This window comes from Pseudoalteromonas sp. T1lg10 (assembly GCF_002964545.1).
GTDB lineage: Bacteria > Pseudomonadota > Gammaproteobacteria > Enterobacterales > Alteromonadaceae > Pseudoalteromonas.
Window position 1 is genome coordinate 85450 of the sequence record NZ_PQBV01000005.1, and the last position, 18786, is coordinate 104235.

Annotated in this window: 17 protein-coding genes and 1 riboswitch; of the genes, 8 read left to right on the plus strand and 9 right to left on the minus strand. The window is 50.4% G+C overall.

The window, feature by feature from the left end; genetic code table 11:
- Positions 1-26: 26 nt before the first annotated feature.
- A complete protein-coding gene (secD, locus tag C2M17_RS05360) occupies positions 27-1865 on the plus strand; it encodes a protein translocase subunit SecD (protein WP_105199922.1) in 1839 nt (612 codons plus the stop codon).
- On the plus strand, positions 1855-2754 hold the full coding sequence (gene secF, locus C2M17_RS05365) for a protein translocase subunit SecF (protein ID WP_105199841.1): 900 nt from the start codon (positions 1855-1857) through the stop codon (positions 2752-2754). The genes secD and secF overlap by 11 nt, the downstream gene beginning before the upstream one ends.
- A 42-nt stretch (positions 2755-2796) precedes the next feature.
- On the opposite strand, the gene C2M17_RS05370 is transcribed toward secF, so the two are convergent.
- The 3 genes from C2M17_RS05370 to C2M17_RS05380 form a co-directional block, all read right to left on the minus strand.
- Positions 2797-3330, minus strand: a complete 534-nt coding sequence (locus C2M17_RS05370) for a cytochrome b (RefSeq protein ID WP_105199842.1) — start codon at positions 3328-3330, stop codon at positions 2797-2799.
- A gap of 134 nt (positions 3331-3464) precedes the next feature.
- Positions 3465-3821, minus strand: coding sequence for a hypothetical protein (locus tag C2M17_RS05375; RefSeq protein ID WP_105199843.1), 357 nt, complete (start codon positions 3819-3821; stop codon positions 3465-3467).
- A 40-nt stretch (positions 3822-3861) separates the two neighbouring features.
- Entirely contained in the window at positions 3862-4245 is a 384-nt protein-coding gene (locus C2M17_RS05380; RefSeq protein WP_105199844.1) for a VOC family protein, read from the minus strand.
- Positions 4246-4510: 265 nt separating this feature from the next.
- Between C2M17_RS05380 and C2M17_RS05385 the strand changes: the two genes are divergently transcribed.
- Complete coding sequence (locus C2M17_RS05385; protein ID WP_105199845.1) at positions 4511-4864, plus strand: DUF1428 domain-containing protein; 354 nt, start codon at positions 4511-4513, stop codon at positions 4862-4864.
- Positions 4865-4924: 60 nt separating this feature from the next.
- On the opposite strand, the gene C2M17_RS05390 is transcribed toward C2M17_RS05385, so the two are convergent.
- Genes C2M17_RS05390 through C2M17_RS05400 form a run of 3 tightly spaced genes read right to left on the minus strand, consistent with a single transcriptional unit; the run spans position 4925 to position 9546 of the window.
- Positions 4925-7714: an ATPase gene (locus C2M17_RS05390; protein ID WP_105199846.1), complete on the minus strand. Its 2790-nt coding sequence runs from the start codon at positions 7712-7714 to the stop codon at positions 4925-4927.
- Positions 7715-8269, minus strand: a complete 555-nt coding sequence (locus C2M17_RS05395; protein ID WP_105199847.1) for a condensin complex protein MksE — start codon at positions 8267-8269, stop codon at positions 7715-7717.
- Positions 8266-9546, minus strand: coding sequence for a hypothetical protein (locus tag C2M17_RS05400; RefSeq protein WP_105199848.1), 1281 nt, complete (start codon positions 9544-9546; stop codon positions 8266-8268). The genes C2M17_RS05395 and C2M17_RS05400 overlap by 4 nt, the downstream gene beginning before the upstream one ends.
- 329 nt (positions 9547-9875) lie before the next feature.
- On the opposite strand from C2M17_RS05400, the gene nhaD reads away from it, so the two are divergent.
- The 3 genes from nhaD (at position 9876) to lysC (ending at position 14164) form a co-directional block, all read left to right on the plus strand.
- Positions 9876-11123, plus strand: a complete 1248-nt coding sequence (gene nhaD / locus C2M17_RS05405; protein WP_105199849.1) for a sodium:proton antiporter NhaD — start codon at positions 9876-9878, stop codon at positions 11121-11123.
- A 184-nt stretch (positions 11124-11307) separates the two neighbouring features.
- Positions 11308-12306, plus strand: a complete 999-nt coding sequence (locus tag C2M17_RS05410) for a 2-dehydropantoate 2-reductase (protein ID WP_105199850.1) — start codon at positions 11308-11310, stop codon at positions 12304-12306.
- 242 nt (positions 12307-12548) lie between these two features.
- Positions 12549-12721, plus strand: a riboswitch (Lysine riboswitch).
- Positions 12722-12859: 138 nt separating this feature from the next.
- On the plus strand, positions 12860-14164 hold the full coding sequence (gene lysC / locus C2M17_RS05415) for a lysine-sensitive aspartokinase 3 (protein WP_199775995.1): 1305 nt from the start codon (positions 12860-12862) through the stop codon (positions 14162-14164).
- On the opposite strand, the gene C2M17_RS05420 is transcribed toward lysC, so the two are convergent.
- The gene (locus C2M17_RS05420) at positions 14133-14837 is read right to left on the minus strand and encodes a 4'-phosphopantetheinyl transferase family protein (RefSeq protein ID WP_105199851.1); all 705 of its coding nucleotides are present in this window, start codon (positions 14835-14837) and stop codon (positions 14133-14135) included. The genes lysC and C2M17_RS05420 overlap by 32 nt on opposite strands.
- A gap of 92 nt (positions 14838-14929) precedes the next feature.
- On the opposite strand from C2M17_RS05420, the gene C2M17_RS05425 reads away from it, so the two are divergent.
- Positions 14930-16252: a sodium-dependent transporter gene (locus C2M17_RS05425; RefSeq protein ID WP_105199852.1), complete on the plus strand. Its 1323-nt coding sequence runs from the start codon at positions 14930-14932 to the stop codon at positions 16250-16252.
- A 79-nt stretch (positions 16253-16331) separates the two neighbouring features.
- Here C2M17_RS05425 and C2M17_RS05430 read toward each other — a convergent pair whose 3' ends face one another.
- A complete protein-coding gene (locus C2M17_RS05430; RefSeq protein WP_105199853.1) occupies positions 16332-17312 on the minus strand; it encodes a 2-hydroxyacid dehydrogenase in 981 nt (326 codons plus the stop codon).
- On the minus strand, positions 17278-17790 hold the full coding sequence (locus tag C2M17_RS05435) for a glutathione peroxidase (protein ID WP_105199854.1): 513 nt from the start codon (positions 17788-17790) through the stop codon (positions 17278-17280). Before C2M17_RS05435 ends, C2M17_RS05430 begins: the two co-directional genes overlap by 35 nt.
- Positions 17791-17885: 95 nt before the next feature.
- Between C2M17_RS05435 and C2M17_RS05440 the strand changes: the two genes are divergently transcribed.
- Complete coding sequence (locus C2M17_RS05440; protein ID WP_105199855.1) at positions 17886-18770, plus strand: NAD(P)-dependent oxidoreductase; 885 nt, start codon at positions 17886-17888, stop codon at positions 18768-18770.
- Positions 18771-18786 lie beyond the last annotated feature (16 nt).

Below are 18786 nucleotides of genomic sequence, written 5' to 3' on the forward strand. Positions count from 1 at the left end.
GTTTTGGCAAGCGTAAGGTAGAGATTATGAATAATAAAAACGGTTCGTTATGGCGAGCCAAGCGTGGCATGGGCGTATTTACCACCCTTGTCCTAATTGTGATATTGGCACTGAGTGCCTTACCCAACTTATACCCCAATACCAAGGTGATTGCTGTCGAGAATCCCGAGGGAGCGCAGGCCTTGGTTCAGATCGAGCGCTTGCTCGATAATCAAGGTTTCCCTGTACAAGGTGGCCACTTTGACCCCCAGGCTCAGAGGTTATTGCTGACCCTGGAAAGACCGAATAACAGCGCCGCGGCGGCCGGGGTATTACGACAACAATTAACGGACGCCAACGTCAAGGTGCAAACACGAGCGACCACACCGAGCTGGATGCAAAGTCTTGGCTTAGCGCCGATGAAACTGGGTTTGGACTTAGGTGGCGGTGTGCTTTTTGTCCTGCAAGTCGATACCGATCAAGCCATGGCGCAGCGTATTAAATCCATTGCAGCGGATGCCACTACCCTCCGGCGTACCCTTGGATTGCGAGGCGTGAGCATAGACACTGGGGATCATGCCCTAGTGCTGCGCTCCCCACTGCGTTCGGCGGCTCAGGGCGAGCAATTACAAGATCAGCTACAGCAGCTGTATCCACAACTGCATGTCACGCGTGAGCAAAAGGGGGATTTTGTATATAGCAGATTGCATTACCCTGCGGCCCAACAGCAGCTTTTCGCCCGTGAGGACATGGCTCAGGCCCTGGCCACCTTGCGCAAGCGCATTGAAGAGCTGGGGATCACCGAGGCTGTGGTGCAGCGTCAGGGCGAGCAGGGCATTCGCATTGAGTTGCCCGGCGTCCAAGACCCGGGCGAGGCCAAACGTATCATAGGTGCTACCGCCCAGCTGTCGTTTCACGGCTTGCAGCAGCAAGGTGGCAAGCCGGTGTTAACCCAAGAGGGAGACCGAGTGGCCATCGATGCCAAGGCCATATTTACCGGCAATGATATTACTGGTGCACAGGCCGGACGCGATGAATGGGGCCAACCCATGGTGCAGTTGCAGCTCTCATCCCAGGGCGGCGATAAAATTAATCGTTTCTCGCGCGCCCATACCGGCGAGCCCATGGCCACCTTGTACAGCGAGTATGTGCAAGGCGCCGATGAAAATGTGCATAGACGTGAGGAGGTGATCTCAATTGCCACCATCAATGAAGCCTTGGGAACGCGTTTTAGTATTACCGGTCTGGGTTCCTGGCAGCGGGCGCAGGATCTTGCCCTGGTGCTGCGCGCCGGTTCTTTGGAAGCGCCGATACGCATCATCAAGGAACAAACCATGAGTCCGAGCCTGGGCGAGCAAAATATCAGTAATGGCCTTAATGCCTTATTGCTTGGCTTTGCGTTGACCCTGGGCTTTATGCTGTTTTGGTATCGCCGCTTAGGTGTGGTGGCTAACCTGGCGTTGATGGTTAATGTTGTCAGTTTACTTGGGCTGATGTCGCTGTTGCCCGGGGTGGTGTTAACGCTGCCGGGGATCGCCGGTTTGGTCCTAACCATAGGCATGGCGGTGGATACCAATGTCATCATCTTTGAGCGCATCAAGGAGGAGCTACGCCTGGGGCGCACTCGTTTGCAGGCACTGCAGCGAGGTTATCAACACGCCATGAGCAGTATTATCGATGCCAATCTCACCACCTTTATCAGCGCCTTGGTGCTGGTGGGGGTAGGTTATGGTCCGGTCAAAGGCTTTGCCATCACCCTGGCCCTGGGCATTGCCACCAGCGTATTTAGTGGTGTACTGGTATCCAAATACCTTTCTTATTTGTTGTTTAACTGGGCGAAAGAGACGGCTAAGCACCCGACCAAGGAGATCCATCATGGTGAGTAATTTTAAATCCGTACGCAAATTTGGCCTGTGGTTGAGTGTTTTGCTTATGGTAGTGAGCCTGTTGATCATCACTCTTAAGGGCGTACCCTTGGGGCAGGATTTTACCGGCGGTTATGTCAGCGAATTTGCTCTGCCTCAGTCGGTCGCCCAAGAGCCGTTACAGCAAGAGCTCGGCAACTATATTGATGGGCCATTTCGCTTAACCGAGCGTGGTCCGGGGCAATGGTCAGTGTTTCAAACGCCCGAGGCGGGACGCGCCAGCGGCGATTGGCTGGCGAGCTGGTCGGTGCACAGCGGTGCAACCGTGCTTGATAACAGCTTCTTGGGTGCCGCCGCCGGCGATGAACTGATAGAGCAGGGAATGATGGCCTTGTTATTTGCTACCCTGGCGGTGATGCTTTATCTCCTTGGTCGTTTTGAATGGCGCTTAAGCGTGGCGGCAACCCTGGCGCTGGCCCATGATGTGATTATCACCCTGGCGCTGTTAGCCTTGTTTGAGGTGGAATTTACCTTAACCGTGCTGGCGGCTATTTTGGCGATCATCGGATACTCCCTCAATGACTCCATAGTCATAGGCGATAAGGTGCGCGAGATAGTGCGCGCTAAACCCGAGCAAAATGTGTCCAGAAGCGTGAATGAGGCCATTTTTGCCTCCATGAGCCGAACCCTGATCACCTCCTTGACTACCTTAACCACCATTATCAGTATCTGGATGATGGCAGGGGCGCCGCTGCGTGGCTTTGCCATCACCTTGTTTGTTGGCGTCCTGGTGGGTACCTGGTCGTCGGTATTTATCAGTGCCACCTTGCCGCAAAGCCTGGGGTTAAGCAGTGATAATTATCTGCACAAGGACAGTGAAGAGATCAAAAGGCAATTGGCTGAGCCTTAAGCGGGTATAAAAAGGGGAGCCTAGGCTCCCCATTTTTTTGAATTAGTCGCTGCCACGCCCAAGCATACGACTTAAGGTTTTATCTTTATCGATAAAATGGTGTTTGATGGCCGCGGCGATATGTACCAACAGGGTCACAAGCAACAACCAGGCCGCCGGGCCATGAATATCGTGTCCAAGGCTTCCCATCCATTCGATTTTTTCACTCTCGGGATAGAGCTCGAAACCAAATAAGGCCGCACCATGGCCGCCGCCGATACTCATCATTAATCCGGATATGGGCATTAACAAGGTGCCTATCAGCAACACCATATGCACGCTCTTAGCGGTTAACTCCTGGACTTTGCTAAGCTCGGCAACATGGGTAATTTCACCCTCTTTAAGGCGCCAGAGCAAGCGCGCAAAGGCAAAACAAAGCACGGTAATGCCAAAGGATTTATGCAGTGTCAGCATCTCTAGCTTTTCATCCCCCTTGGGCAGCTCCTCAACATACAGGCCAAATGCCAATACGCCGATAAACAACAAGCCGGTAAGCCAATGCAATACTATGGTGGGGGTCGAGAGTTTATTATCCATATTTAATTCTCAGGTTGAGCGAAACTAAAATCCAGTATGGGTGAGATTTGTGTCAATTTCGACAGCATTTAGCGTAAATGTGTGTAAATTTTACGCAAAGAGGATCTGGATCATATTTTCCTAGGCGTTGAGTTTCAATTGACGCCGATGGGCCCAAACAAGCGAATGGCCAGCATAAAGGTAATGGCCATAAATAGGGTGGAGATCATAGATACCACAATGGGGATGGCGATAACTTGCCATAGCTTTAGGATCAGTACTTTTCTTAATACAAAGGCAAAGAGGATCACCGAAGCGATAAGGGTTGTGGGCTCGACAAAATTTAGCAGGTTGCTCACCCAGCCGCAGGCGAGTTGAATGGCTAAAAAACTGATCGTCAGTGCAATGGCCCTTTTATTGACTTCGTCTTTCACCCGTAGATAAGCCAGGACAAAACGAAAGCCAATAAAGGTGCCAATAAAAAAGGTGAGTAAAAAAAGTGGCTGTAGCACTGAAGGGAAAGCCCCGATCGCTTAGTTAAGTTGCTTAAGACTAAGGATAGACAACAAAAGCGAGTTTATTACCATCGCTATCGCGCACATAGGCGGCATAAAAGCCCTCGCCATATTGGGGTCGATAACCCGGCTTACCAACATCTCTGCCGCCATTTTCCAAGGCCATCTTGTGCAGGGCCACAACCTGCTCCGGTGATTGCAGCCTAAATGCCGTCATGGTGCCATTGCCGACGCTGGCGGCACCACCATCGAATGGGTAGCCGATAAAAAAGCGTGGCACCGACTCATCATCGACAATACCAAAAGAGGCGCAGGTATCGCCTTGCCAACATATTTCCATGCCCATTTGCGCAAATAATGGCTTGTAGAAATCTATCGCCATGGGTAAATCGCTTACTCCTATCATGGTATAGGCAATCATTTAATTCTCCTTCGTGGCCTAGTGCACAATCGTAGAGTGAGTATATGCAAGGGGTTGAATTTGTTGTAGAGAATTATCAGTTTTACGGTCGGGGAGGAAACTTTTCCGGCGTTTTGCCGAGCATCATACATACTATGAAGGGAGAAATTTATGCGTCCGCTTGGAGATGTCGCTTGAAAAGGCCGCTAGAAACAGTCGGCTTTGTCCGCTATAGGTTAATCCTAATAAAAATGTAAAGGTGCGAGCTGCACCAAGGAGAATAAACATGAGTTATGTAGATGGTTTTGTCTGTGCTGTGCCTACGGAAAAACGCGAAGAGTATCGTGAACATGCGGCAAAGGCCGCGGTGTTTTTTAAAAAGTATGGTGCCGATCGTGTGGTGGAAAATTGGGGCAGTGATGTACCCGATGGCAAACTGACGTCTTTCCCCATGGCGGTGCAATGCAAAGACGATGAAACCGTGGTGTTTTCCTGGATCCACTGGCCGTCAAAAGAAGTGCGTGATCAGGGCTGGGCAGAATTTATGCAGGACCCCAGTTGCCAGGAGCAGCTTAACCCCATGCCGTTTGATGGTAAGCGGATGATTTACGGTGGTTTTGATACCTTGCTTGATGAGTAATGGAATGCTATTGAGCTAAAAATAACAAAGGGGCAGGCGCCCCTTTGTTATTTGGTCAAATCAAGAAACCAGCTCTTCGTTTTCCACGCGGATCCAGTCTTTTTCATCTACCCAGTTTTGCTTGCCATCGCCCAAGGTACGAATAGGAACTATATAGTCACAGCTGATCTGCGGTTTAACCGAGGCAAAGATGGGCACAAAACCGAAGCTTAACGCGGTTTCGATAATAGCCTGCTGGTTTTGCGGGTCGATATCGGCGGCCTCATCAATATACAGGGGCACTCGGTACTGGCTTTTCTCTTTATCCGAAAGCAGATGGCGAATAAACAACATGCCGCATAACAGCTTGATGGTAATACGGGTACCGTTTGAACCGGCCGAGTCGATTTTATCGAAATACTCGGTGTCGCCAGCGCGGTTAACCACCTCAAAGCGGATATCAAAAAGATCGCTCAGCGTCAGTCCCGCCTTGTCGGAAGCGAGCTTAATCAATTGATCTTTGGCCTCATTCACCTCACTTTCGTGTACATGCTGCTCCGCCAATAAATCCAGGCTATCCCCTTGCTCATAAAGATCTGAGGTAGCAAGGATAGTATCTATGCTTTGCACCAACATTTTTCTTGGCACCACCTCAATCTTAAAGCCTTTGAGGTTTGAGATCTGGTGCTCGCTGATCCCCTGATTAAACAGGCGCATTTCCGATGTTAAGCGGTTTAAGTCCTGGCGCAGCCCCTTAATGGTGGCGGCCACATCGGTCAATGCCACTCGAGCCTGGCGATTGACCGCCTCGCGCTCGTTATCCAGGTTGTGATAGGCGCTGATCAGCTTTTGGTATTTGCTCAGCTCGTCGCTTTCGTTATCAAATTTGGTGATCCCGGCGTTGTAGATATGCAAATAGGTATTGCGCACATTGATATCGAAGTTGCGCAGCTCCTGACAATCCTTGTTAAAGCCGTGAATGGTGTCGGCCAGGGCATCAAGATCAAAGGTGATATCGATAAGGTAGGGGGTTACCTTACCGCTGATAAAGTCCAGGGTGTGATCCAAGCGCTCGCTCTTAACCTGTTGCAAGCGGGCTTTTTGACGCTCCAACGCCTCTTTTTTGGAGTTAATAATGGCGCGGCGATCGGCAATGCCGGCGGCATTTTGTTGCACTTCACTGAGATGGGCATCCACTTCTTCCTGCTCACCATTAAGGCTTTCCTGCAAGGCCTGTTGGGCATCACAGGAGCGTTGCATCACTTGGTATTGCTCAAAGCGTTTTAACGCCGCTTCCTGGGCCATAAGTTGCTCATACAGAGCATCGCGCTCGGCTTGTTTACCGGCGACATCGGCGGCAACGTCACGTTGGGCCTTAAGGTCATTCAGTGAGCGCTCAAGGGATGCCAGCTGCTCGCTTAGTTGCGCCTTATCGGCGCCGCTTTGCATCTGTACTACCGGCAGCTTCTTCAGGGAAATGGTCGCGCCCGGTACCACCAGCTCACCGCCGCGCACGGCCTGGCTTAGCTCGGATAAAAATGCGCCAAAGGCATCCTCATCGTCAATATCGATCTCGCCGCCATTACTGGTGGCAAAAGAGAGCAGATCCGGATTGAGGATGCGCGAAATTTCTTCCACTTCTTTGAGCGATAAGTCCTCGCGCATGCGGGTAAAGAGGTTGTACTCCAGGTTTTTCAGCTGAAGTTTCAGGCTCTTGATCTGCTTTTGCGTCTCTTTAATACGAAAATCCAGGGTATGCAGGCTCTGGCCCTCGGCGCTTTTAAGCGAGTGGGACAGGGCTTCATACTCTTGTTTAAGCGCTTTTAGCTCGCTTTGCAAGGTGGCGCTGTTGGTCAGCTCAAACTCAGTATGCAGGGCGTCGAAATCGTTAAACCAAGCCGCCAGCTCGGTGAGCTTGCGCTCGATATCCCGTGATTGTTGCACGTAGAGGCGTTGCTTTTGCTCGAATTCTTCCTTCTCCTGAGAGATTTCTTCAAGTTGCTCGGCCAAGGTGGCGTGCTGATCCTCATAAAAGGTATCGAACTCGGCCAGGGCCAAGTCGATTTTTGGCGCATAGGCACCTAGCTTGCCTTTAAGGGCACTTTGGTGCTCCAACATACTTTCCAGCGCGGCGATGGGCTCTTGCATGGTTTCCAAGGCATTGAGCTCACGACGGGCGCGATTAACCTTGTCGAATGCCCGCTGCCAGACCTCATAAAAGTCGACGTTAGCGTTGGACATATGGCGCTCAAACACACGCATCATAAAGCGTTTTACATCGCTGGCGCCGAGCTTGTGCAGGTTAAGCATGCGACGGAAGATTTCTTTATAGGTGGCGGCGTCGCTGACATTATTGAGCGGGATCATGCGCAGGTTGATGTCGCCATCGAACGGCGTTGCGCCGCCTATCAATAAGGCATTGAGTTCCTGCGCCTTGAGTTCGATGGGGCTAAAGCCCTTGCCCTTAAGATGATTGAACAATCGGGTGTATTTGACGATGCGCTTGTTATCGGTAAAGTCATCGAGGTTCAGCGCGCCGTTATAACAAAAGAACTGATGGGCAAAGCCGGCTATTTTGCCAAGGCCCGCCACACCTATGACCACCTTGCCATGGGGCAGGTCGGCCTCAAGCAAGATATAGGACTGGTCGGAATTAAAATAGAATTTGCGGGTTTCTTCTAAATCATGGCCATCCCATTCGGTCAGGCGCAAGTCATTGATAAGGGGAAACTGCAGGGCGTTTATTACCGAGCTTTTCCCCGTGTTGTTTGGCGCGCAAATAGAGCTGCTTTTATCCAGCGGGATCACGCATTTGGCATAGCCAGCGGTATTTAACAGGGCTAGTTTACTCAGACCGTGTAATTGCTGCATTTATAGCTCCTCGGCGCTTTCAAGCGCGTCTTCATTTACTTCTAACAGGGCATCGAGATAGCGGTGAATGGGGGCGAGTAAACGAAACACGCTTTCCTTGTCTTTGGCCTTGGCCATCCCCAGGCGCACCATGCGCATCAGCACATCCTTGCGTAAATCGGTGCCGGAGAAGATCTCCAACTGGTCATAGAGCACCTTGTTGTGTAACACCAGCTCCTGACACAGCTCCAGGTCGACGTCTTTGTCGAACAGGGCGCGCATGGGATCCTGGCCCTGGTTGGCGTAGTGCTCGATCAGGGTATAGATAAAGAGCGCAATGGCTCGGGAGATCTTACCCATGTTGGCGGTGCCTTCATCTGTGGCAAAATGGAAAAAACCACGGGCATCGTGCACTAGGGTGTGACCTAGGGCACTAAAGAGGGCGGCGTATTGCTCTTGTTGTTGGTCGAGCTCCTGCCAGGCAAGGTTGTCCTGCTCGCTGATATGATAGCCGCTGACCAGTTTTTTATTTATGTAGTGCAGCTGGGTAAGCTGGGTTAAGTCTATGTTGGTCATAATTCTTCGCTACTTTTTGTTGTTGTCGCATCACTGGCATCGATAAAGGGATACAAGGCAAAGCGCTTGCCGGCGATGGTTTTAGTTTCAAGCTGTTCGCTTTGACTCAGGGTCAGCGAGGGGTCGTTAATCAGTTTTTGATACAGGTATAACAGCTCGTCGGACTCCAGCTCAGGATAATGGGTATCGAGCACATCAATAAGCTGCTGCTTACGGGCTTTGCTGTTGCCCTTGGCGGGTTTAAACAGGGCGCGAACATCTCTAAAGCTGGGAATATTTGGGGCGCGATAGGGCTCGGCAGCGCTGGCGTCGGGCATTTCAAAGTCATGCTCTTCAAACTCGCTTAAACCGGCCATATAGGCCACTAATTGTGCATTACTGCCGAGTTGGTGATGCATGGGCTCGCTGGCAAAAAACGGCTGATGGGCGCTCATCACGCTATCCAAACCGCGCTTACGAATAAGCCCCAGTATCTTGGCGGCCTGGCGGGTGACTAGGGTGTTTTGTCTTAACTCTTCGCGCAGTGGCATCAGCATGTCGGCACTTTGGCGCAGACTTTCGCGGCCAATATGGTGCATATCGAGGATGCGGGTGCGCAGCTGTTCCAGCATGCGAATGGTATTGGCGTCGCGGCCGCTTTGTTTTAGGTGCAACAGGTGTTCGGTAAGGCTCAGCTCAATGGTGTCGAAGCAAATTTGAAAGGCACCGCTGATATCGAGCATTTCCAGCATGGGCTCTATGTATTCGTCAAAGGCTTCAATCACCGCCTTATAACGCTTGCTCAGAGACATGCTTGAACCATTGGCCTTGGCTTGCTCAACCAGATTGTAAATGGCGTTTTCATTGTGCTGGTAGAGTTTGACGATTTTACGTACCCGTTCATCCATAATCCGGGTGTAGCGACTGATATCACCGTAATCATCATCACCGACCGCCTTAGTGAGCTTAGCGCTTAAGCGCTCTAAGTCGTCTACTAAAACATGAATTTCAGCGGCCACGCCCAAGCTTTCATCTTGCAATAAGTAGGCGGCAAAATCACTCACCGCACGGTTGATTTCCAATTGCGATGATTTTGCTAAGGGAACAAGAATGTCTTGGCTAAGCAGGCGGTTGGTTTCTTTGTAAATCTGAGCGCCGGAATAATGAGGAAAGTGCTGCTTTATGATGCTTTGCACTTCCTTGATGCTAAAGTCGCCCATTTTGAAACGTTTCATCAGGGTCTCAAGCACCGGCCATAGCTCAGTCAGCGTATTGAGCACGCGTTTCGCTATTATCATTATGTTGTTTCTTTGTGCTTGGCAATAGGCAGGGATTATAACTAAAGGTACAAAAGGGGAAAATAGCTTTTCACTGTTACATTATCTTTACGAAAAGCGTTGTATTTGGTTGACAAAAAATATGTAAAGAAATTGTCACTTACAACGAATTGGTAATAGCTCCTTGGGCATATGAATGTTAGAATTCGCGCCGCTTGCAGACTGTAATTGTCTGCAATTAACCCATGGTATCGCTAAGTTTGTTATTTGTACATCTGGGTGTAATTTGTACCACCAATAAACTTAGCCGTACTTTTTTAAATCGCTTGTCGCAAGGAATAATACTCAAAATGGTCAGTGCGCTCATCTTGACGCTCATTGCCGTGGCGTTTGTGCTTATTGTTGTGGAAGACGTCATCCATGTAAATAAGGCTAAAACCACGCTTTTTTTCGGCACTTTGTGCTGGATTATCCTCTTCATCTCGCCCCTTCACGGTCATTCCCTTGATCATATCAAAGATGAACTTAATGAGAACATTTTAGAAATAGCGACCCTGTGGCTGTTTTTAATGGCGGCTATGACCTTTGTTGCCTATCTCAACTCTAAAGGGTTCATTCAAAATTTGGTACAAAGGGTACTGCCAAGTAAGATTAGCGAGCGCAAGCTGATGTTCCTTATTGCTGGTTTTGCGTTTTTATTCTCATCGATTTCCGACAATATTACCGCGACCTTAGTATCGCTGGCTGTGGTGATGTCGTTGAAACTTGATGGCCGCAAGCTGGTAAAATACGCGACCTTGATTATCTTTGCGGTTAACTCCGGCGGCGTGTCGCTGATCACAGGTGACGTAACCACCTTGATGATCTTCCTGGCCGACAAGGTGACCATAGGCAATCTGTTGTTATTGATTGCTCCTGCGGCCTTTAGCGTACTGGTGCTGGCGACCTTGTTATCGATGAAGATGCGCGGCACGGTGACCTTTTCTCTAGGCGAGCGCAAACCCATAGAAAAAACCGACATTACCATAGCGGCTATTTTCCTTTCGACAATCGTCGGCACCCTGACCATGAGTGTGCTGTTTCAAATTCCGCCCTTGTTGACGTTTTTATTCGGTCTATCGCTGATGTTCCTAACTGCGCAATTCTTGATGCGCAAAAAGGACGTAAACAAGCAGATCATCGACTATATCCGTGAGATTGAGTACGACACCTTGTTGTTCTTCGTGGGTGTATTGTTACTGGTTGGCGCTCTAAAAGAAGTGGGCGTGCTGGCCCAGTTTACTCATCTGTATGAGGTGTTAGCGCCAAGTCAGGCCAACTACCTGATGGGTCTACTGTCGGCAGCGGTCGATAACGTACCTTTAACCGCGGCACTGCTTAAAGCAGATATTCATATGGATACGCAAAACTGGCTGGCATTTACCTATGCGACCGGTGTAGGTGGCTCCATGTTAGTAATAGGCTCGGCGGCGGGTATTATCGCCATGAGCAAGGTGCGCGATTTAACCTTCGGTAGCTACCTGCGTAATAGCTTCTATCTTTTGATAGCTTATTCTGTGGGTTATGTGGGCGCTTTCTACATGGGTTCATTCGTGTAACGGCGACGGCATCCGCATTTTCTTTAAAGACCATCTAGGCTTAAACCCAGGTGGTCTTTTTGTTTCTGCCGTTGCTCATACACATTAGTACAATTAAAATTCTATCGATCATTGCCGCGAGCTTAAACTTACAGCACTATGAACATATCAGGTAACTTATTGACCAGGTTAATAAAGGTGACTTATGCGTATTGCGGTTTTTGGTGCCGGTTCAACGGGGTGTTATTTGGGCGCGTTATTAAGCGCGGCACAGCTTGATGTATCCCTGATATGCCGGGCACGGATTAAAGACGCCATTATTGCTAATGGCGGCATTCATATCAGTGACTACCAGGGGCTGGATAAAACTGTGATGCCGGATGAGCTTATCACCGAGCCTGGCGAGCAGCTGTTTGATGTGGTTTTTGTCACTTTGAAGTGCCATCAATTGCCCCAGGCACTGCCCCAACTGCTGGCTATAACCCATAAGTCTTCCGAGCTGGTCTTTATGCAAAATGGCCTAGGTAGCTTTGAGGCAATCCAAGATAGGCTAGCGGAGCGCACCTGTGTGTTTGGCATTACCCCGTTTAACGTATTGCAACAGGGCGCGCATTTTCATAAGGGCACCGAGGGCGAATTTGTATTTGCTAAAACCCCAGGCACGGAGCATATCGCCAAGACTTTGCGTGAGCACGGCTTTAACTGCGAATTAAAGGCGCAGATGACGCCAGTGATCTACGGCAAGCTGCTGTTAAACCTTAATAACGCCCTTAATGCGGTGGCGGATATGCCCATCAAGCAGGAGCTGGAAAATAAAGCCCTAAGACGTGTGTTAGCGGCGGCCATGAAGGAATGGCTGGCGGTATGTAAGGCCATGAATATTGAGCTGGCGCAATTTACCAAGGTTAAACCTGCCTTAGTGCCCCGTGTGTTGAGCTTACCCAATTGGTTATTTAGGCGCCTTGCCTCTGCCATGTTGGATATCGACCCCAAGGCGCGCTCGTCCATGTGGGAAGATATTCAGGCGGGACGCAAAACGGAAATCGCCTATCTCAACGGCGCCGTGGTCGCACTTGGTCAGCGCCACGGGGTAGCCACTCCCGTAAATTCGGCCATTGTTGCCTGTATTGAAAAGTTAGAGCGGGGCGGTGTTGTTAAGCTTGCCGATTTGCTGCTGGCCAGGAATACCAATTCACTTAAATAGCTAATCATTCTAGCGGGCTAAATATCATGCTCACTGTGTTGGAATTTTTCGATGTAGAATAACTACATAAGAAAAATTCCGCCTTGTGATCATATCAATTATCCAGCGCTATCTCTGATCACATACTTAACAGAATTGGTATAAGCAAAAATTAAGTGCCCATGCTCGACCTAAGGGTGATTGACATCCAGCCATCCAAACGTTAAATTCCTAGCTCGGGTTTGCGGCTCATGCCGTAAATCTGTAGCAGAAGAGGTGCGATAGCTAGGTAGTAGACGCGAGGCAGACGTAGGCCAACGACCGTTTATGAGGGAGACTATCGCCGAGGAAGTACATTGCTCGTCACAATGGCTTTCGGTTCTTGAGGCTGAATCCTCGGAACTGTCACCTGTTTGGGTGGAGGGCTTCTGGCAATGGACATACCTTTCTTTTAGTCTTGCCAAGTTCTCCTGATTGTATTTGAAAAATAAGCTATTTTTCATCTCGGAGAGAAAATGAATCAGGAATTTACCGTCGCCAAATCGGCGGCACCTCAGTAGCCGATCATGAAGCGATGAGCCGTTGTGCCGGTATTATTGCTGCCGACTCACACGTGCGCATCGTGGTTGTTAGTGCCAGCGCCGGGGTTACCAATCATCTGGTGGCCTTGTGTCAAACCGGGCTTAGCAATGAAGAGCGCCAAGCGCATATTGATGGTGTTATTGCCATCCAACTCAATATTATTGAGTGCCTGAGTCTGGATGCGGATCTTGCCCATGGCTTCGATACTACCCTCAATGATTTTAAACACAGCGCCTCGAACTCTACGCAAAACGTGCCACTAACCAATGTCCAGCGCGATGAGTTGCTTAGTTTCGGCGAGCGTTTATCTTCGTATTTATTTACCCAGGTGCTGCGTGATAAAGGCGTGGCCTCAAGTCGCTTTGACGTGCGATCGGTACTTAAAACCGACAGCCAGTTTGGTAAAGCGCAACCGGATATCACCCAAACCCGAATTAGGGCCCAGGCTGAGTTGGTGCCACTGCTTAGCGAGCAGGTGGTGGTGACTCAGGGCTTTATCGGCTCAGATGAATACGGTGAAACCACCACCTTGGGCCGTGGCGGCTCGGACTACAGCGCGGCCCTGTTGGCGGAGGCCTGTGGTGCCAGTAATATTCATATTTGGACCGATGTAATAGGTATATACAGCACAGATCCGCGTTTGTGTAATAAGGCCAAGCCGATTGCCCACCTGACCTTTGACGAGGCCGCGGAAATGGCAACCTTCGGCGCCAAGGTATTACACCCGGCGACTATTTTACCGGCTGCGCGCAGCGGTATTGGCGTATTTGTGGGCTCCAGCCAGGACCCGCAAGGGGGTGGTACCTGGATTGAGAAGGTGCCCAGTAGTGAATTGATCGCCGGCGTACGCGCCGTGACGCAGCGCAAGAACCAGCTGCTATTGACGCTGAAAAGCCCGGAAATGCTCTTGGCCAGTGGTTTCTTGGCGCGGGTGTTTACTATCCTCAGCGAATATAAAATTTCTGTTGATCTGGTCACGACTTCTGAGATCAGCGTTGCCGTTACCCTGGATAATGCGCCGAACGCCAGTCGCCCCGAGCTTGATCAGGAAGCGCTGGAGCGTTTAGGTGAGTTTTGTCATGTCAGCGTGGAAACCAATCTTGCCTTGGTGGCCCTAATTGGCTCTGAGATTCAGCTGCGCCAAAGCGAGCTAAATCTGATGCGGGTGCTGAGCGGCTTTGATATTCGCCTGATCTGTCATGGCGCTTCAAAGCACAACCTGTGCTTCTTGGTAGAGCAAGGACAATCGGATCAGGTGGTGCAGGCTATTCACCAGCAGCTGCTGGAGCAAGCCTGATCACTTCTACCTCGGTTTTGGCGGTGATCAAACTAAGATCAAATTGCCGCCATTGCTGACAATAAACCTGTGCCGGGCAGCGTTCAAGCAAGGGCAGTATAGGCTGGCTAAGCAGCGTACTGATACTTTGTTTAGCGGCCTTGGCATAGGCTTCTTTTAACGTCCACACTCGAAAAAAAGTATCGACGTTATTGCCTATATCCCGGGCTTCCACCTCAGGGTAAAAATGCGCCGCCAGCTTTTCAAAGCGCCGGCTTGCATCTCGCTTTTCGATATCCACGCCCAATAAAGATTGCTGGCCCTGAGTTATGGCCACGGCAATATGGCCGTGGGAGTGACTGATCACCACATTAATATCCAATAACTGCCCGTCGATAAACAGCTGCAGGGCTCGTTCCTGTTCGTTAAAAACACTCTGCCAACTTGCCAGTGGCGCCTGCGCGTATTGAGGAAACAGGCGCTGTGCCAGGGTCTTGATAAAATAGCGGCTACTTAGGTATTCGCGTTTGGCCTGGGGTTGTTTACGCCTGTTGAGTACCTCGAGTTCACCTGGGTGCAGATGGGCTTCATCGAGCTCAATGGCGGCACTGAGGCTCAGTAATACTTTTTCCGATATCGGCACAGATGGCGTGGTCTTTGGTAATGCGGGAAAGCGATAAGCTGCATTAAACATGGGATGAATGGTCCGATATGGTTGGCGGCGACTACTTTGTTAATGGTAAGTGTGGTTTAATAGCGGCAAAACAATAACAGATATCAATAAGAATGACGAATAATCGTGACGGCTTTCAAAGTCGCATAGGATTTGTGCTGGCGGCTGCCGGCGCCGCAGTGGGTTTAGGAAATATATGGGGATTTCCAACTCAAGCTGCAAACCACGGAGGCGGAGCCTTCCTACTTGTTTACTTTATCGTAATTTTTGCCCTGGCATTGCCGGCGCTCTTTACCGAGTTATATTTGGGCTATGCGGCGCAAGCCAACCCGGTGCAGGCGCTTAAACGTGCCTGGCATACCAAGGCTCCAAAACTCGGTGCCGGAGCCGGTTATCTTGGCCTTGGCGGCGCCGTGGTGATGCTGAGCTTCTATTCCATCGTTGCCGGTTGGATGCTGGCCCATGCCTTGGCACCCATCGCGCAAATGCTGGACCTGCCTAAGGTCGCCGAATTTCTAAGCAATGACTCCCTGACTCGTAATCTGGTCTTTACACCCTTGATGCTGCTGCTGACCGCCAGCATTATTTTGCAAGGGGTGAAGTCCGGCATTGAGGCCTGGTCGCGACGCCTTATGCCCTTATTGCTGGTGCTCTTGGTGGGGCTGATCTTCTATATTGGCTCCCTTGATGGGGCGGCCGAAGGCTTTGCCCATTATCTTAAGCCCGACTTTGATAAAGTCTGGGATGCGGACTTAATCATTGCCGCCATGGGACAGGCGTTTTTCTCCCTGTCGCTAGGTGTGGGCTGTATGATGATTTACGGCTCCTACCTTAAGCCCGGCGCTAACCTTGGCAAATTAACCTTAAGCGTGGCCGCACTCGACACCTCGGTGGCATTTTTAGCCGGTTTGTTGATTGTTCCAGCTATTTTTGTGGCCAGCCATAACGGCGTTGAAGTCTTTGCCAACGGTAAGCTGATCGGCGAAGGACAGCTTATCTTTGCGGTCTTGCCGCAACTGTTTGAAGCCATGGGCGCCATGGGCCTAGTGATAGCTTTAGCGTTTTTCGTGCTGATGTCTATCGCGTCTGTAACCTCAACCATTTCTTCGACTGAGATCCCGGTGGCCTTTTTGGTTGAAAATCACGATATGGACCGCAAGCGCGCGACCGCCTTGGTGACCTTAGTGGTAGCTATCGCCTCAGGCACCATCATTATGAACTTTGACTGGCTGTTTGGCTTGGTGATCCAGGTCTTCACCCAGTACCAGTTGCCGCTGATGGGCTTATTCTACTTCCTTACCCTAGGCTGGGTGTGGAGCCGCGGCAATAAACTGGCTGAGTCGAACCATCCGGGCATTAAAGCCCTGTTGTGGTATATCCGTTTGGTGTGCCCAATTTTGATGACCGCCGTGTTTATTAATGTAGCGCTGAAATAATCCTACAAAGCCAACTAGAACGAAAAAAGGGATATGCTGTCATATCCCTTTTTTTTGTGCCTGCTGAAAAGTTTAAGGCCTACATATCGAGTACCTGATTGGTCAGGGCCTCGCCCTCGGCGAATTGGCTGAGGTTAAAGTAAGTGGTTTCCACTATCTGTGCCAGTGCTTCCTGAGTAAAAAAGCCCTGATGGCCAGTGATCAACACATTCTTAAAGGTGAGCAGGCGGGCAAACACATCGTCTTGAAGAATTTCCTGCGATCTGTCTTTAAAAAACAATTCAGATTCCTGCTCATACACATCTAAACCCAAATAACCGAGTTTTCCGCTTTTTAGGGCGCCGATACAGGCCTTGCTATCGAGCAAGGCGCCGCGTCCTGTGTTAATGAGCATGACGCCGGGCTTCATTGCTGCCAGGGCGGACTTATCGATTATATGATGGGTTTGCTCGTTGAGCGGGCAGTGCAGGCTGATAATATCGCTGTTGGCCAGCAGTTCGCTTTGCTGCACCAGGGTAAAGTCACCTTTAGGGCTGGCGGGGTCGCATACCAATACCTTGGCGCCAAAGCCGTTTAAAATCCTCACCATGGCCTGGCCGATTTTACCGCAGCCGATAAGACCCACGGTTTTATTGTGCAGGTTAAAGCCAAGCAGGCCGTTGAGGTCAAAGTTCTCCTCCCGCACCCGGTTATAGGCCTTATGAATTTTACGCGACAGGGTTAAGATCAGCGCGATGGAATGCTCGGCCACGGCCTCCGGGCTGTAGGCGGGCACCCGGGCTACGGCAATCTTGTGCTTTTTCGCCGCCGCCAAATCGACATTATTAAAACCGGCACAGCGCAGTAAAATTAGGCCGACACCATAATCGGCCAGCCTGGCTATGACCTCGGCGCTTAGGGTGTCGTTGACGAATACACAAACGGCATCAAAGCCTTTGCTGAGGGAGCAGGTATGGGCATTAAGGCTGACATCGAAATATTGGATATCGACATCTGTTGGGCAGAGTTCATTAAATGCAGTTTGTTCATACCTTTGCGAGCTGAATAGGGCTAATTTCATCAAGTTGACTCTCTATTACCGATCTAAGTGTATCGGGCTTGGTACGTGGTGCGTAACGATTTACCAGCTGTCCTTGAGAGTTTATGAGAAATTTAGTGAAATTCCATTTTATTGCCCGATTTTGGGCTATACCACGGGTATGCTCTTTAAGGTAGTTAAACAGAGGGTGGGCGTCCGGACCATTGACCATCACTTTGCTAAACAGAGGAAAGCTCACATTAAAGGTGTTTTCACAAAATTGCTTTATGGTGGCGTTATCGGCAATTTCATGACGCCCAAATTGATTGCAGGGGAAGCCAAGAATAACCAGCCCCTGATGTTTATAGTCTTGATACACGCGCTCCAGTGCGCCGTACTGGTGGGTGAAGTTACAGCTGCTGGCGGTGTTGACGATCAGCACCACACGTCCTTGTAATTGTTTGAATGAATAGGGTTGGCCGTCGATAAGTGTGGCGTTGAAATGGTAAATACTATCCATTGAGTGCTCCCTTGCTAAAACCAGACGTTTTTAGCCTTTGCCTTTGATATACTGTGTGCGTTTTTTCGAGGCTAGCAGGCAAATAGGTCAGAAATATGTCAAAAAAATGTACCTTTATCGGTCTAGGGGTTATGGGCTATCCCATGGCGGGTCACTTACAACAAGCGGGATACGATGTTTGCGTGTATAACCGCAGCGCCGAAAAAGCGCAAAAATGGGTTGAGCAATACGGTGGACGCAGTGCGGCAACACCCGCACAGGCAGCCAGCGACGCCGAATTTGTATTCGTGTGTGTGGGCAATGACGATGATGTGCGTAGCGTGATTTACGGTGATGATGGTGCCCTTGCGACCATGGCGCCGGGCAGCTATTTAATCGATCACACTACCACTTCGGCGCTATTGGCCCGTGAACTAGGTGAAGCGGCCCAAGAAAAGCAGGTGGCCTTTATCGATGCACCGGTTTCCGGTGGTCAAGCGGGCGCCGAAAACGGTGTATTGACCGTGATGTGTGGCGGCGAGCCTGAAGCGTTTGCCGCGGTGCAGCCGGTGATGGCACCGTTTAGCCGTTTTAGCGAATTGCTCGGTCCCATCGGCAGTGGCCAGCTATGTAAAATGGTCAATCAGATCTGTATCGCCGGTGTGGTTCAGGGTCTGGCCGAAGGTTTACACTTTGCCAAAAAAGCCGGCTTAGATGGTGAAAAAGTAGTGGAGACCATTTCTAAAGGCGCGGCAGGCTCTTGGCAGATGGAAAACCGCTACAAGACCATGTTGCAGGGTGAATACGAGTTTGGCTTTGCCGTTGACTGGATGCGCAAAGACTTGGGCATCGCCCTGGATGAGGCGCGTAACAATGGCGCGACCCTGGCGCTGACGGCCTTGGTTGACCAATATTATGGCGATGTACAGGCTATCGGTGGCAATCGTTATGACACCTCCAGCCTGTTGGCCCGCTTGGAGAAGCTAAACCCTAGCGACTAAGCTGGGTTTGCTCTTG